At 43.3% G+C, this 14,712-nt stretch carries 12 protein-coding genes; all 12 read left to right on the top strand.

What is annotated here, in order from left to right; translation table 11 throughout:
* The first annotated feature begins 205 nt into the window (after positions 1–205).
* Positions 206–973: an isoprenyl transferase gene (locus CTER_RS00820; RefSeq protein ID WP_004622955.1), complete on the top strand. Its 768-nt coding sequence runs from the start codon at positions 206–208 to the stop codon at positions 971–973.
* Positions 974–1,042: 69 nt separating this feature from the next.
* The gene (locus CTER_RS00815; RefSeq protein WP_004622960.1) at positions 1,043–1,870 is read left to right on the top strand and encodes a phosphatidate cytidylyltransferase; all 828 of its coding nucleotides are present in this window, start codon (positions 1,043–1,045) and stop codon (positions 1,868–1,870) included.
* 222 nt (positions 1,871–2,092) lie between these two features.
* Complete coding sequence (locus tag CTER_RS00810; RefSeq protein ID WP_004622949.1) at positions 2,093–3,241, top strand: 1-deoxy-D-xylulose-5-phosphate reductoisomerase; 1,149 nt, start codon at positions 2,093–2,095, stop codon at positions 3,239–3,241.
* A 39-nt stretch (positions 3,242–3,280) separates the two neighbouring features.
* Positions 3,281–4,573 carry an RIP metalloprotease RseP gene (rseP, locus tag CTER_RS00805; protein ID WP_004622964.1) on the top strand — a complete coding sequence of 431 codons (1,293 nt, stop codon included), beginning with the start codon at positions 3,281–3,283 and terminating at the stop codon, positions 4,571–4,573.
* Positions 4,574–4,616: 43 nt separating this feature from the next.
* Entirely contained in the window at positions 4,617–5,678 is a 1,062-nt protein-coding gene (gene ispG / locus CTER_RS00800) for a flavodoxin-dependent (E)-4-hydroxy-3-methylbut-2-enyl-diphosphate synthase (RefSeq protein ID WP_004622958.1), read from the top strand.
* Positions 5,675–6,532: a putative RNA methyltransferase gene (locus CTER_RS00795; RefSeq protein WP_004622961.1), complete on the top strand. Its 858-nt coding sequence runs from the start codon at positions 5,675–5,677 to the stop codon at positions 6,530–6,532. The genes ispG and CTER_RS00795 overlap by 4 nt, the downstream gene beginning before the upstream one ends.
* A gap of 114 nt (positions 6,533–6,646) precedes the next feature.
* Positions 6,647–10,957, top strand: a complete 4,311-nt coding sequence (locus CTER_RS00790) for a PolC-type DNA polymerase III (protein ID WP_004622947.1) — start codon at positions 6,647–6,649, stop codon at positions 10,955–10,957.
* Positions 10,958–11,324: 367 nt separating this feature from the next.
* Positions 11,325–11,783, top strand: a complete 459-nt coding sequence (gene rimP, locus CTER_RS00785) for a ribosome maturation factor RimP (RefSeq protein WP_004622953.1) — start codon at positions 11,325–11,327, stop codon at positions 11,781–11,783.
* 28 nt (positions 11,784–11,811) lie between these two features.
* Positions 11,812–12,987, top strand: coding sequence for a transcription termination factor NusA (gene nusA / locus CTER_RS00780; protein WP_004622946.1), 1,176 nt, complete (start codon positions 11,812–11,814; stop codon positions 12,985–12,987).
* 94 nt (positions 12,988–13,081) lie between these two features.
* A complete protein-coding gene (rnpM, locus tag CTER_RS00775; RefSeq protein ID WP_004622957.1) occupies positions 13,082–13,354 on the top strand; it encodes an RNase P modulator RnpM in 273 nt (90 codons plus the stop codon).
* A complete protein-coding gene (locus CTER_RS00770) occupies positions 13,347–13,679 on the top strand; it encodes a L7Ae/L30e/S12e/Gadd45 family ribosomal protein (RefSeq protein WP_004622967.1) in 333 nt (110 codons plus the stop codon). Before rnpM ends, CTER_RS00770 begins: the two co-directional genes overlap by 8 nt.
* Positions 13,672–14,712: translation initiation factor IF-2 N-terminal domain-containing protein (locus tag CTER_RS29020; RefSeq protein ID WP_004622951.1), on the top strand; the 1,041-nt coding region annotated here is incomplete at its 3' end. The genes CTER_RS00770 and CTER_RS29020, both read left to right, overlap by 8 nt.

The raw sequence follows: 14,712 nt of genomic DNA, 5'->3' as shown, positions 1-14,712 counted from the left end.
TTTTGGAATACGATGATTCTTTCCGGGTACTTCGTGTCAATACTTCAGAAAATAAATTGAATATTCTGGTATGCAAACCCCTCTAAATGAGGGGTTATTTTAAAAGTGGCCGGAATATGGACAGAGTTTACATACAGGTATTTTAAATACTATTTGTTTTATTGTGCGTACTTTGGTACACCTGTGTACGAAGATGGAGGTCGGTGTGGGTATTTGGGACAGTGTTGCCCGGTTGTTGGGGCGAAAAAAAGACATTAAGCAGGAGTTTGCTTCAATTCCGAAGCACATAGCCATTATTCCCGACGGAAACGGAAGATGGGCAAAGAAAAGGGGTCTGCCCAGAAATGTAGGTCACAGGGAAGGTTCCATGGCTCTGAAAAAGGTTGTCATATATTGTTCAGAGGCAGGCGTAAAATATCTGACGGTATACGCTTTTTCCACAGAGAACTGGAAGCGTCCCAAAAGTGAAGTGGATGCCCTCATGAGTCTGCTTGTGGAGTTCCTGCGGAATGCAGAAAAGGAACTTGACGGCAGCAATGTAAAAATAAAGGTAATAGGAGATGTAAAAGGTCTTCCGGAAGAACTTCAAAAGGAAATTATCAGAGTGGAAAAGCTGACCGGTATTAATAACGGTCTTAATTTAAATATTTGCCTTAACTATGGAGGAAGGCTTGAACTGCTGCATGCAGTCAAGGAAATTGCAGTCAAGGTTAAATCGGGTAATTTAAAAATAGATGAAATAGATGAAAGACAATTTGAAAGCTGCCTGTATACTTCCGGAATTCCCGAACCGGATCTGCTTATCAGAACCAGCGGTGAACAGAGGATAAGCAATTTTCTTTTATGGCAGTGTGCATATACTGAATTCTGGTTTATAAATGAATTATGGCCTGATGTGAACGGGAGCCATATTGCTGAAGCAATAAAAGCTTATGAAAAAAGAAACAGAAGATTTGGCGGACTGGAGCAATAACGCCGGATTTAATAACCCAAACGGTCCTGACATATTAAAGCCGGGTGCTGTTGGAATCATGGAGGCATAATGTTAAAAACAAGAGTTATCAGTGCATTGGTAGGACTTATCCTGCTCATAGCAGTTTTATATCTGGGATCTATCGTATTGGGAGTTGTAGTAAGTATAATTGCAGCAATAGGGTTGTATGAGTTTTACAATTCTGCAGCCAAGCTGAAAAATATTCAGCCCATAAAGCCGGTGGGCTACCTGTCAATAATTCCGCTTTTATTGCTGGGGCTGGAGGAAACAGGTTGGTACAAACTTGATCTGGGAATTTTGACCGGAATTTCTGTTTGTGTTGTTATATTTTTAAGTATGGCTTTTATTGTTTTCGGGCATAAAAGATATAATATAATAGATGCCTGTGTAACTGCCTTTGGTATTGCCTATGTGCCTTTCCTTATGAGCTTTTTGATTCTGATAAGGAAGATGGATTTTGGAATTCTGCTGATTTGGCTCATATTCATCGGAGCGTGGGGCACCGACACCATGGCATATACCTTTGGAAGATTGTTCGGGAAAAGAAAGATCGTGCCCGAGATAAGTAAGAATAAGACCATGGCAGGTGCAATCGGAGGCATTCTAGGCTGTGTGGCGCTGATGTTCGTCTTCGGACTTATATCCAGATCCTTTTTTGGACTTGAGCTTTCCACGGCTACACTTGTATTGCTGGGACTGTTCTGCGGTGTTATTTCCCAGATCGGTGACTGGTCGGCATCTGCTGTCAAGAGATATGTGAACGTGAAGGATTACGGCAGTATCATGCCAGGCCACGGCGGAGTTCTTGACAGGTTTGACAGTATATTGTTCGTTGCTCCGGTAGTTTATTATGTAATAGTAGTCTGTAACATCTAAATTCATACATTGCCGGCGGTTAAATTTCCCCAGAACTGCGTTGTCGAAAAGCACTGCTTCGCAGTACTTCGTTGGAATAAAGCGATTATTCCGCCCTTCGCCGCGTTGTCCTGAAATTTTCCTCGCCGGACAATATACGTTTTAGATGTTACAGACTACCAGTACTTTTCTTTAAAGGCTGAAAGACTGATATTTTAGTTTCATTGGGGATGTGGAGGTTAAATGGCAAAGATAATTTCAATTATAGGATCGACCGGTTCTATAGGTGTACAGACATTGGATGTTGCCAGAAATCTTGGAATAAAAGTTGCAGCAATGTCTGCAAATTCAAATATAGATTTACTTGAAAAGCAGGTTCATGAGTTCAAACCCCGGCTGGTTTCGGTTGGGAGCAGGGAGCTTGCCTCAGAACTGAAAGCCAGGCTGACGGGTATGAAGGTGCAGGTTTTGTCGGGCCTTGAAGGAATGCTTGGCGTGGTGGAAGTACAGGAGGCGGATACTGTGGTGACGTCGGTGGTTGGCACTGCCGGCCTTATTCCGACCATGCATGCGATAAAAAACAGGAAAAATATCGCATTGGCCAACAAGGAAACCCTTGTAACGGCCGGTCAATTGGTTATGGAGGAGGCTAAAAAGCAGGGAGTGGCAATATTTCCTGTGGACAGCGAGCACTCGGCTATTTACCAGTGTCTTATGGGCAACAGCGACAGGCAGGTTGAGAAAATAATCATTACTGCTTCGGGCGGGCCTTTCAGGGGCAGAACGCTTGAGGAGCTTAGGGATATTACCCCTGCCCAGGCTTTGAAACATCCCAATTGGAGCATGGGGAGCAAAATAACCATTGACTCTGCGACACTTATGAACAAAGGGCTGGAAGTAATAGAAGCAAAATGGCTTTTTGGAAGGGAACTGGATAAAATACAGGTGCTGGTGCACCCTCAGAGCATCATACACTCCATGGTCGAATATGTTGACGGGTCGGTTATGGCGCAGCTGGGTTCACCCGATATGCGCATACCTATTCAGCTGGCTCTCACATATCCCGACAGGTGCGGGAATAATTTCTCAAGGCTGGATTTTTTAAAATGTTCCCAGCTAACCTTTGAAGAGCCTGATACAAAAACCTTCAGGTGTCTCCAGCTGGCGTATGATGCACTGTCAACGGGCGGGACAATGCCTGCCGCCATGAATGCGGCCAATGAAGCAGCCGTGTCGGCATTTTTAAACAATAGAATAGCTTTTACCGCTATTCCGGAAATAATTGAAAAGATAATGATGTTACATAATGTGAATATTTGTCCAGGCCTGGATGATATAATAGAAGTAGACAACTGGGCCAGAACACAGGCTGAAAAAGCAGTAAACGGTTAAGGAAACAAGTCTTGAAAAACAAAACAAACGGAGGAATCTATGGGAATTGTACTGGCAATATTAGCTCTGAGCTTTTTGATAATAATTCATGAGCTTGGCCATTTTATGGTGGCAAAGGCTTTCAAGGTAAGGGTAAATGAGTTTTCGCTTTTTATGGGGCCGAAGCTGTTTTCCTTTCAGAAAGGCGAAACCCTTTATTCATTAAGGCTTATACCCCTTGGCGGATACGTCAAGATGGAGGGCGAGGAGGAAGCTTCGGAGGATGACAGGGCATATAATAAAAAGCCCATAGGCGTGAGAGCTGCTATTATTGCTGCAGGGCCTTTGATGAATATCCTTACGGCAATTGTATTTGCCTTTATCATAATATCCCAGACAGGTTATTTTACCACACAGATAAAGGATATTGTACCCGGTTCGGCGGCAGAAAAGTATGACCTTCGGGTTGGAGACAAACTCCAGAAGTATAACGGAAAAACCCTTTTTAATGTAAATGACCTGGGGATATTTTCCTACCCGCTTACAAACGAAAGTATAACACTGCAATATGAGAGAAATGGCGTATCAAAGACAGTTGAACTGACACCTGAAAGAGAAAATTTTATACTTGGTTTCACCCCCCTGCAGGATGAACTTGAAGGGCCCGATTCAAATGTAGTTAAAGCTGTTTCGGACAATTCTCCTGCAATAAAGGCCGGGCTCAAGGTAAATGACAGGATAGTTGAAATTAACGGAGCCGATATAAGGACAAGAAAAGACATACGTGATATACTGCAGCAGAATCAGGATAAAAATGTGAATATACTTGTTGAGAGAGCAGGAGAGCTTCAGAAATTAAAGCCGGTAGTTCCTCTGAAAAGCAAAAATCCCGAATACTACGCTATCGGTATACTTGATTTTGTCCATGAAAAGGGCAGTATCGGCAGTACAATAAAAGAAGCTGCCAAATACAACATATTCATTTCCCGGTCAATATATTATTCCCTTGGCTGGTTGTTTACAGGGACGGTTCCTGCAAGCGAACTCATGGGTCCGGTGGGTATTACCACTACAATAAGCAATGAGGTGGCAGAAAGCCAGTCGCTCAAAGAAACCGTAATCAGACTTTTGTCTATTACAACCATGATTAGTATAAACCTGGGGCTGGTAAATCTTATTCCGTTCCCCGCTCTCGACGGCAGCAAGCTTGTACTGCTGCTCATTGAAGGGATCAGAAAGAAGCCTCTCAATCCCGAAAAGGAAGCGTTAATCACCATGGTTGGTATGGTAATTCTGATAATGCTCATGTTATATGCTACCTTCAACGATATACTGAGGATCGGAAAAGGTTAGTGCTGACCATTGGAGACCAATAATTACAGGAAGGTTGACGGCTGTGGAGAATTATATACAGAGGAAACAGACAAAGAAAATAAAAGTGGGAGATATCTTCTTAGGAGGAGATTCTCCTATTTCTGTTCAATCCATGACAAATACCGATACAAGAGATGTAAAGTCCACGGTGGAACAGATAAAAAGACTGGAGGAGGAAGGCTGCCGCATTGTCAGGGTTGCAGTTCCAGACAGCCAGTCGGCAGAGGCTGTAAAAGAGATAAAAAAAACCATCTCAATACCTCTGGTTGCCGATATTCACTTTGATTACAGACTGGCTTTGGAGTGCATGAAAAACGGTGTGGACAAGATCCGTCTGAATCCGGGCAATATTGGCGGGCAGGACAGGGTAAAAACAGTGGCGGATATGGCAAAGGAACGTCAGATACCCATACGGATCGGAGTAAACTCAGGCTCGGTGGAAAAAAGTATCCTTGAAAAATACGGCGGTGTCACACCCGAAGGAATGGTGGAAAGTGCCTTGAACCATGCCGCAATGCTTGAAGCCGCCGACTTTGGCGATATAGTCATATCCATTAAGGCTTCCAGCGTTTCCATGACCATTGCGGCCTACAGACTTCTTTCCGGGAAAACGGCATACCCTCTGCATGTGGGCGTAACCGAGGCAGGAACTGTTTACAAGGGCACCATCAAATCATCGGTGGGCATAGGCTGCCTGCTGGCCGAAGGCATAGGAGATACCATCAGAGTCTCGCTGACGGGAGACCCCGTTGAGGAGATAAGAGCAGGAAAGCAGATACTTAAGTCCCTGGGCCTGCTCAAGGAAGGTATAGAGGTAGTTTCCTGCCCTACCTGCGGAAGAACGAAAATCGACCTCATTGGAATAGTCAATGAAATCGAGCCGGTACTGGACAGGCTGAACAGGGACATAAAGGTTGCCATAATGGGCTGTGCGGTAAACGGACCGGGGGAAGCCAGGGATGCGGATATCGGTATTGCAGGCGGAACAAATGAAGTTCTCCTTTTTAAAAAGGGACGGATAGTAAAAAAAATACCGCAGGAAAATGCAGTTGAAGAGTTGATAAAGGAAATAAACAAATTATGAACAAAACAATATTCAGGTGCCCCAATTGTCTGAGGGCTCTGAGGCAGGGTGAGAAACAATATTTTTGTCCCAACGGGCATAGCTTTGATATTTCCAGGAAGGGCTATGTGAACCTGCTGCTCCCTGGCCATACGGGGGCCGGAAATCCGGGAGACAGCAAGGAAATGCTTCAAAGCAGAAGAGATTTTCTTGATAAGGGCTACTATCAGAAATTTTCAGACAGGTTAAATTCTCTTGTAGACCTCTCAAGGGTTGATTTATCAAAGGACGAGGCCGATAGGAATATCAACCTGTATGATGCGGGCTGCGGAGAGGGCTATTACATAAGCAGGCTGAATGCTGTGCTTAAGAGCCGGTACAGCCAACAGGAAATAAGTTATTACGGAACTGATGTGTCAAGGGATGCAATAAATTATGCGGCAGGCAGGGACAGGAGCATTCACTTTGCGGTTGCCAGCAATTATCACATTCCCATTTTGAATAATTCGGTGGATTATATATTTTGTATATTTGCCCCCAGGGATGAGAAGGAATTCAGGCGGATTCTCAGAGCTTCGGGAAAGCTTGCGGTGGCAGTACCGGGTGCGCGGCACCTCTACGGTTTGAAAAAGACCATGTATGAAGTCCCGGAGGTTATCGGACAGAAGGGAACCGTAAAGGAAGGCTTTAAGCTCATGGAGGAGACAAATATTTGCTATGAGATCCACCTGGAGGATAAACGGGATATATTGAATCTTTTTACCATGACACCTTACAGCCGCCATGCAGATATTGAAAGTATAAAGAAAATGGACAGGCTTTCCACAGAGGTTGACATAAACATCTTAATTTATGAAAGAGAAAAGTCGGTTTAATTATGTTAAAATATATTAGTAGTCTGTAACGTCTAAATTCATATACGGATTACAATATATCGGAAAATAATATATATTGTTTTTAAAAAAGATTAGATAAATGGGGTCTTACAAATGGAGGGTTCAGTTAATTCAAATAAGTTATTTGGTGATTTATTCCCTGGGGCAGTGGAGTTTAACGGGGAATTTTCTGTTTTCAGGGATTTAAATGTGGACAGGATGAGCGTGTTCATCAAGTCCAACAGACTGGAAATATACACTTCCAGTTCCGACTTGATAGGTCCCGGACTGGTAGCCAGGCTGGAGGAACATCTGGCAGACAGGCTTGGAGCCAATAATATCAGCATAAAGGTTAAATGTACCGGTGAATGCTGCATTGAAGAATTTCTGGAGAAAATGTGGGATGAGCTGGTACTGATGCTGAACCGGAAAGTCGCGGTTTGCAGAGGAATACTTACCGGCAGCACCTGTGAATTTGCAGATGGAAAAGTACATATCAAACTGGCTACCAAAGGTTCTCAGATTCTTAAATCACAGAACTGTCATTCAATAATCGAGCAGTACATGGAAGATACTCTTTCAAAAAGGATAAAGGTGGAGTTCAGCGACCTGGAGGTTGATTCCAGCATACTTGAAGAGTATGTTGCAGAGAAGGAAAAGAATGAGGCCAGGGTTGTAAGTTCTGCCATGACGGCGACGGCGCCTTCAGAGACAAAACCAAAGCAGAATTACCAGGAAAACAGAGGTTCAAACCCCGGTGAGGGAGCAACTAGGGGGATAATTACCGGGAAGCCTTTTACCGACAGTATTATGAGGATTTCAGAAGTGACTCCCGATTCCGGAAAAGTTGCTATAGCAGGAGAGGTTTTCAGAACTGAATTCAGGGAGATCAGGGGCGGAAAATTCATATATATATTTGATATTACAGACTATACCAGCTCTGTAACAGTTAAAATGTTTGTTGAAAAAAAGGATTTTGCAAATATATCAGAGCGCATTGTGGAAGGCGCGTGCCTCAGAATAAGGGGAGACGCCCAGTATGACAAGTTCTCAAAGGAACTGGCCGTAATGGCTTTTGACATTGTGGAGACCGAGAAGGAAATAAGACATGACGAGGCTGAAACCAAAAGGGTCGAGCTGCATTTGCATACTCAAATGAGCTCCATGGATGGTGTAACTCCAGTCAAGGAGCTTGTAAAAAGAGCGGCCCAATGGGGCCACAAGGCCATTGCCATCACCGATCACGGGGTCTGCCAGGCCTATCCCGATGCCTACGGGGCGTCCAAGAAGTTTGGCATAAAAGTTATTTATGGGCTGGAATGCTACCTGTTGGATGACAATGTTCCAATTGTCTATAATCCTGATTCACACTCCCTGGACGACGAATTTGTTGTTTTTGACATAGAAACCACTGGACTTAATTCCCACCAGGATAGAATAACCGAAATCGGTGCGGTAAAAGTCAAGGCAGGAGAAATTGTCGACAGGTTCAGCGCATTTGTTAACCCCGGCATACCTATTCCAAGCTTCATAGTCAAACTGACGGGTATCACAGATGAGATGGTCAGTGAAGCGCCGCCCATAGAGCAGGTTCTCACAGATTTTATGAAATTTATTCAGGGAACTGTGCTCGTAGCACATAATGCCAATTTCGATGTTGGCTTTATCAGGCAGAGCGCAAGAGTAATGGGAGAAAATATTAAAAATCCTTATATTGACACACTGGAGCTGTGCAGAAAGATGTTTCCCGAGCTTGGAAAGCACAAGCTCAACCTGGTGGCAAAGCATTTGGGGATCGAACTGGAAAACCATCACAGAGCGGTGGATGATTCCATGGCTACTGCCAAAATATTTCTGCACTGTATGAAAGATTTGAAGGAAAAGGGCTGCAAAACCATTAAGGACATTGAAAATGCCTTTGATTACAAAGTGAATGTGAAGGGCAGCTCATACCATGCCATAATCCTGGTAAAGAACTCGGTAGGGCTTAAAAATCTGTATAAAATAGTTTCACAGTCCCATTTGAAGTATTTTTACAAAAAGCCCAGAGTACCCAAGAAGCTGCTGATGGAATACAGGGAGGGACTGATCCTGGGAAGCGCCTGTGAGGCGGGAGAGCTGTACAGGGCAATTCTCAACAACAGGAGCGACGAGGATATTTCTGAAATCGTAAGGTTTTATGATTATCTTGAAATACAGCCCCTGGGGAATAACCGGTTCCTTGTTAACAACGGGAAGGTGGATTCGCAGGAGGAACTCATAAAAATAAACAAAAGAATAATAAAGCTGGGGGAAAGATACCAAAAGCCGGTTGTGGCCACCTGCGACGTGCATTTTATGGATCCCCGCGATGAGGTTTTCAGAAGGATACTCATGTCGGGACAGGGCTTTACGGACGCGGATGATCAGGCACCGCTGTATTTCAGAACAACCGACGAAATGCTGGAGGAGTTTGATTATCTCGGCCCTGAAAAAGCCCGTGAGGTTGTCATAGACAATACAAACCACATTGCCGATTTGATTGAAAATATTGCGCCGGTGCTTGAAGGCACATATCCTCCTAAAATTGAAGGTGCTGAACATGATATTGAAGAAATGGCCATGAACAAAGCAAGAGAGATATATGGGGAGGAACTGCCCGAGGTAGTCCGGCAGAGATTGGAAAAGGAGCTCAATTCCATAATCAAAAACGGCTTTGCAGTTATGTACCTGATTGCCCAGAAACTTGTTTCCAAGTCTGTGGGCGACGGATATCTTGTGGGCTCCAGAGGTTCGGTCGGCTCCTCCTTTGTTGCGAACATGTCGGGTATAACCGAGGTTAATTCACTTCAGCCCCATTATATATGTGAGAAGTGCAAGCACTCCGAATTCATACTTGACGGTTCATATGACTGCGGGTTTGATATGCCTGACAAGACCTGCCCCAAATGCGGCAATAAACTTAAAAAAGACGGCTATGACATCCCCTTTGAAACCTTCCTGGGCTTCGACGGAGATAAGGAACCAGATATAGATTTGAACTTCTCGGGAGATTATCAGCCGGTAGCCCATAAATATACCGAAGAACTCTTTGGGGAGGGCTATGTTTTCAGAGCCGGTACAATTGCATCGGTTGCAGAGAAAACTGCGTATGGTTATGTCAAGAATTATCTTGACGAAAGGGAAATCATTGTAACGAATGCCGAAATAAACAGGCTGGTTAAAGGCTGTACGGGTATAAAGAAAACTACCGGCCAGCATCCGGGAGGAATTATGATAGTTCCGAAAGACAAGGAGATATTTGATTTTTCTCCCATCCAGAGGCCGGCCGATGACACAAGCTCTGAAATAGTGACAACACACTTTGACTATCACTTCCTGCATGGAAGCATACTCAAGCTTGATATACTTGGACACGACGATCCCACCGTCATAAGGATGCTGGAGGATCTGACCGGGATCGATGCCACAACAATTACAATCGGAGAGGAAAAAACCATGAGCCTTTTCAGCAGTACCGAGGCTCTGGGGATCACACCCGAGGATATCGGCAGTGAAACGGGAACCTATGCCATACCTGAATTCGGAACTAAATTTGTAAGGCAAATGCTGGTGGATACTAAGCCAAAGACGTTCTCTGAGCTTATCAGGATATCAGGACTTTCCCACGGCACAGACGTTTGGCTCAACAATGCACAGGACCTGATCAGAGACGGTATAACGACACTGTCCAAGAGCATATGCTGCCGTGACGATATTATGATTTACCTGATGCATGCCGGGCTGCCTCCGAAAACAGCTTTTAAAATAATGGAGGACGTCAGAAAGGGAAAAGGCGTCAAGGAAGAATATGAAGCTGTAATGAAGGAGAATAATGTTCCCGACTGGTATATAAAGTCATGTAAAACCATTAAATACATGTTCCCGAAGGCCCATGCGGCAGCCTATGTCATGATGGCTTTCCGAATTGCCTGGTTCAAGGTTTATTATCCGGAAGCCTTCTATGCTACATATTTTACCGTAAGAGCCGATGACTTTGATGCCGAAATGATGGCTCAGGGGCGGGACAAGGTAAAAAATAAGATCAGGGAATATGAGATGAAGGGAAATAATATCAGCACGAAGGAAAAGAACGTATTAACCATACTTGAGGTTGCAAATGAGATGTATGCCAGAGGTCTCAAGTTCCTTCCAATAGATTTGTATTCGTCGGAAGCAAAGAAATTCAAAATAGAGGAGGGCGGAATAAGACCGCCGCTTAATGCACTCCAGGGTCTGGGAGGGGCTGCTGCGTTAAATATTGTGGAAGCCAGGAAAGAAGGGGAATTCCTCTCTATTGATGAGCTGAGGACAAAAGCAAAGATAAGCAAATCGGTAATAGAGATACTTGAAAGAAACAACTGCCTGAAGGGAATGCCTGAAAGCAATCAGTTATGTTTATTCTAAAAGTTTCCCTTTTAAAAAAATTTTTAAAGTCTTTGTTCAAAATGGTAATAAATTGTTGATAAGTTGAAATAATAATGGTATAATACACAAGGATAGAGGTTTAATAGACTTGACTGCCAAGAGTGGGAAATCCCACTCTTTGTTGTTTATCTGACAGGTTTCTGGTTATGATAATATGATGTGCAGTTATCGGATTGACGTATATTACTCAAAAGTCAATTAGTTTGACTTTTTTCAAAGGCACATTTTGTGCCTAAGTTTTTGTGTGGCATTGCCACTTTTGTTATGATGCGTGTAATTTTTTTCTCCGCATATAATAATATACCGTCCGGTTTTAAACCCTGACTTACTGGAGGACGAATAAATAATGAAAAGAAATGTACAGCAGGATATTATGGAACTTGCGGCACCTGTGGTTGAAGCGTTGAATTATGAATTGGTGGATGTTGAATTTATTAAAGAGGGTGCCAACTGGTACCTGAGAATATACATTGATAAGCCGGGCGGAATAAGCATTGATGATTGTCAGGCTGTCAGCGAACAAATGAGTGAAATACTTGACAGGAAAGATCCCATAGAACAAAGTTATTATTTGGAAGTTTCCTCGCCGGGTCTTGAAAGACCATTGAAAACCGAGAGGGACTTTATTAAGTATAAGGGCGAATTGGTTGAAGTTAAGGTTTTCCAGCCCATAGACGGCAAAAAGCTGTTTGAAGGTGAACTTGTGGGATTGATTGATAACAGGATCGTAATCAGTGATAACGGAAATGAAATGCATTTTGAAAAGGATAAGGTTGCCATTGTAAAAAGGGCCATTAAATTTTAATTTAAATTAGTAATGGGAGGTTAACGTAATGAGCGCTGAGTTAATACTTGCACTTGAACAGCTGGAGAAGGAGAAGGGTATTAAAAAGGATGTAATAATTGAGGCCATAGAGGCCGCTCTTATTTCTGCGTATAAGAAAAACTTTGGTTCGGCAATGAACGTCAAGGTAAATATAGATAGAACAACCGGAGATGTAAAAGTTTTTGGACTCAGAAAGGTTGCAGAAGTTCCCGATATGGAACAGATGGATATATCTGTAGATGAGGCTGCCAGATTAAATCCCACACTTGCCGTCGGCGACATTGCCGAAATGGAAGTCACTCCGAGAACTTTCGGAAGAATAGCCGCCCAGACGGCCAAACAGGTTGTGGTACAGAAACTCAGAGAAGCTGAAAGAGGAATTATATACGATGAGTTTTACAACAAGGAAAGTGACATTGTTACTGGTATCATTCAGAGAATAGAAAAGAGAAACGTAATAGTAGATCTGGGAAAAACCGAGGCGGTGCTTGCTCCCACCGAACAGACTCCGGGTGAGGAGTACCGTTTTAATGAAAGGCTCAAATCCTATATCGTAGAAGTTAAGAAAACCACCAAGGGTCCTCAGATCATGATATCAAGAACCCATCCGGGACTTGTAAAGAGGCTTTTTGAGCTGGAGGTTCCCGAAATACACGATGGTACTGTTGAAATAAAAAGTATATCACGTGAGCCGGGCTCCAGAACAAAAATTGCAGTTTATTCCAAGGATGAAAATGTTGATCCGGTAGGTGCCTGCGTAGGACAAAAGGGCACAAGAGTCCAGGCTATAGTCGATGAACTCCGCGGTGAGAAAATAGATATCATAAAATGGAGCAACGATCCCAGGGAGTATATCTCCAGCAGCTTAAGCCCTGCCAAGGTAGTGAGGGTGGATGCGACTGAAGATGAAAAAGCTGCCAGAGTTATTGTTCCTGACTATCAGCTTTCACTTGCCATTGGAAAGGAAGGCCAAAATGCAAGGCTGGCTGCCAAGCTCACCGGCTGGAAAATTGATATAAAGAGTGAATCACAGCTGAGACAGTCTATTGAAAAACAGCTTTTCGACGATAGTTTAAACGATGGTTATATGGATTTTAACGCCGAAGATGAAAATAATGATTATAGCGAAGAAGAAAATAATGATTACAGCGGTGACCAGGATGATGATGTTTTCATAGACTGATAGATGATAACCTTTAATGATTTTGGCAATGCTTAATAAAGTTGCATACTGTCGGTTCATCCGATGGTAATTGACTATGGGAAGGTGTGGATGGATGAAGCAGAAAAAGATTCCATTGCGTATGTGTCTTGGCTGTAAGGAGATGAAGCCAAAGAAGGAATTGATACGGGTGGTAAGAAATAATGAGGGAGAAATCGGCATAGATCTAATTGGCAAAAAGCCGGGCAGAGGTGCATATATATGCAGGGATGCCGCGTGCCTGGAACAGGCCATAAAGGCCAAAAGACTCGACAAAGCTTTTGAGACGACAATTGATAATGAAATATATGAAAATCTGAAATGCCAATTGGAGGGAAATGATGGATAGGATTTATTCCTTGTTAGGTCTTGCTAAAAAGGCAGGACAGCTGTCAGCCGGAGACGAAACTTGTGAAAGGGCCGTCAAATCAGGTAAGGCTGTTCTTGTAATTGTAGCAGGAGATGCTTCTGAAAACACGAAGGACAAATTTAAGAGTATGTGCAGTTTCCGCAGTGTTTCCTATAGAGAATATGGAGAAAAACTTGGGCTCGGAAGATGTATAGGAAAAGAAATACGTTCAGTTATTTCGATTCAGTCAAAGGACTTTAAAAATGGCCTTCTTAAACTAATAGATAACCAAATTAATGAATCCGGGGGTGAAGGTATTGGATAAAGCAAGAATATACGAGCTTGCCAAAGAACTTAATACAACGAGTAAGCGGTTAATGGAAAAGCTTGCTGAGATAAATATAAATGTAAAAAATCATATGAGCCTTCTTGAACCTCATGAATTAGACGCACTTTATAAACACATTGGCGTAATAAAACATGACGAAAAGAAGCCTGAAGATGAAAAGAAAGCTGTCTCTGCGGACAATTCTCATCCAGTTGAAAAGAAGAAAGACATTAAAAAGGATATGAAAAGTGCACCAAGGATAATCAGAACCACGGAGATTGTAATTGACAGCAATGGTGAAACTGAGAATACCGACCGTGGAAATTATGTGAAAAAAGAAGGGAATCAGCCTTCTTCAAAACCGAATTATATAAAAACCGAGTCCAGCACTTCGGGGCTCAGACCGGGGTATGTGAGAGACAGCAAACCTGATTTTAAAAATAAACCTGTTAACAGGAATGACAAGTCTCACGAGTCTCCTAAAAATACGGCCAAAATTCCTGCTGCTCAGCATGATGACCCTTCAGTTTCAAAGCAAAACACCAAAACTGAGGACATTAAAAAAGAGGAAAAGATTGTGGCGGATACTGCTGTTCAAACAGATACAAAAATATCAAAAAACATTGATGCAACCGATACAGAAAAAATAAGCAAAGAGAATGTAGCTGAAAGAGTGGATATGAAATCAAACACAATTGTTGAACCAAAGGAAGCAATAACCGGCACAAACACGGCTCCAAAGAGCGAAAGTACTGAACCCAGGAAGGAAGCTACTGCCGCAGTGGCTGAAACACAGGCCTCAGAGATTGCCAATGTCAAGAGCGAGAATAGGCAGGGAGACAGACCACAGGGCCAGTATAACAGAAGTGACAGACCACAGGGCGACAGGCCGCAGGGTCAGTACAACCGGGGCGACAGGCCACAGGGAGACAGACCGCAGGGTCAGTATAACCGAGGTGACAGACCGCAGGGAGACAGACCACAAGGCCAGTATAACAGAGGCGACAGACCGCAGGGTCAGTACAACAGA

It is taken from the genome of Ruminiclostridium cellobioparum subsp. termitidis CT1112, from assembly GCF_000350485.1.
Classification (GTDB): domain Bacteria; phylum Bacillota; class Clostridia; order Acetivibrionales; family DSM-1351; genus Ruminiclostridium; species Ruminiclostridium termitidis.
The sequence above is the reverse complement of the archived record's forward strand: the minus strand, read 5'-3'. Positions and strand labels throughout refer to the sequence as shown.

Excerpts from the sequence above, each read along its gene's own strand:
- rnpM (WP_004622957.1), top strand. The coding sequence starts at position 13,082 with ATGAAGCAGAAAAAGATTCCATTGCGTATGTGTCTTGGCTGTAAGGAG.
- nusA (WP_004622946.1), top strand. The coding sequence starts at position 11,812 with ATGAGCGCTGAGTTAATACTTGCACTTGAACAGCTGGAGAAGGAGAAG.
- CTER_RS00795 (WP_004622961.1), top strand. The coding sequence starts at position 5,675 with ATGAACAAAACAATATTCAGGTGCCCCAATTGTCTGAGGGCTCTGAGG.
- CTER_RS00770 (WP_004622967.1), top strand. The coding sequence starts at position 13,347 with ATGGATAGGATTTATTCCTTGTTAGGTCTTGCTAAAAAGGCAGGACAG.
- rseP (WP_004622964.1), top strand. The coding sequence starts at position 3,281 with ATGGGAATTGTACTGGCAATATTAGCTCTGAGCTTTTTGATAATAATT.
- CTER_RS00815 (WP_004622960.1), top strand. The coding sequence starts at position 1,043 with ATGTTAAAAACAAGAGTTATCAGTGCATTGGTAGGACTTATCCTGCTC.
- CTER_RS00790 (WP_004622947.1), top strand. The coding sequence starts at position 6,647 with ATGGAGGGTTCAGTTAATTCAAATAAGTTATTTGGTGATTTATTCCCT.
- CTER_RS00810 (WP_004622949.1), top strand. The coding sequence starts at position 2,093 with ATGGCAAAGATAATTTCAATTATAGGATCGACCGGTTCTATAGGTGTA.
- rimP (WP_004622953.1), top strand. The coding sequence starts at position 11,325 with ATGAAAAGAAATGTACAGCAGGATATTATGGAACTTGCGGCACCTGTG.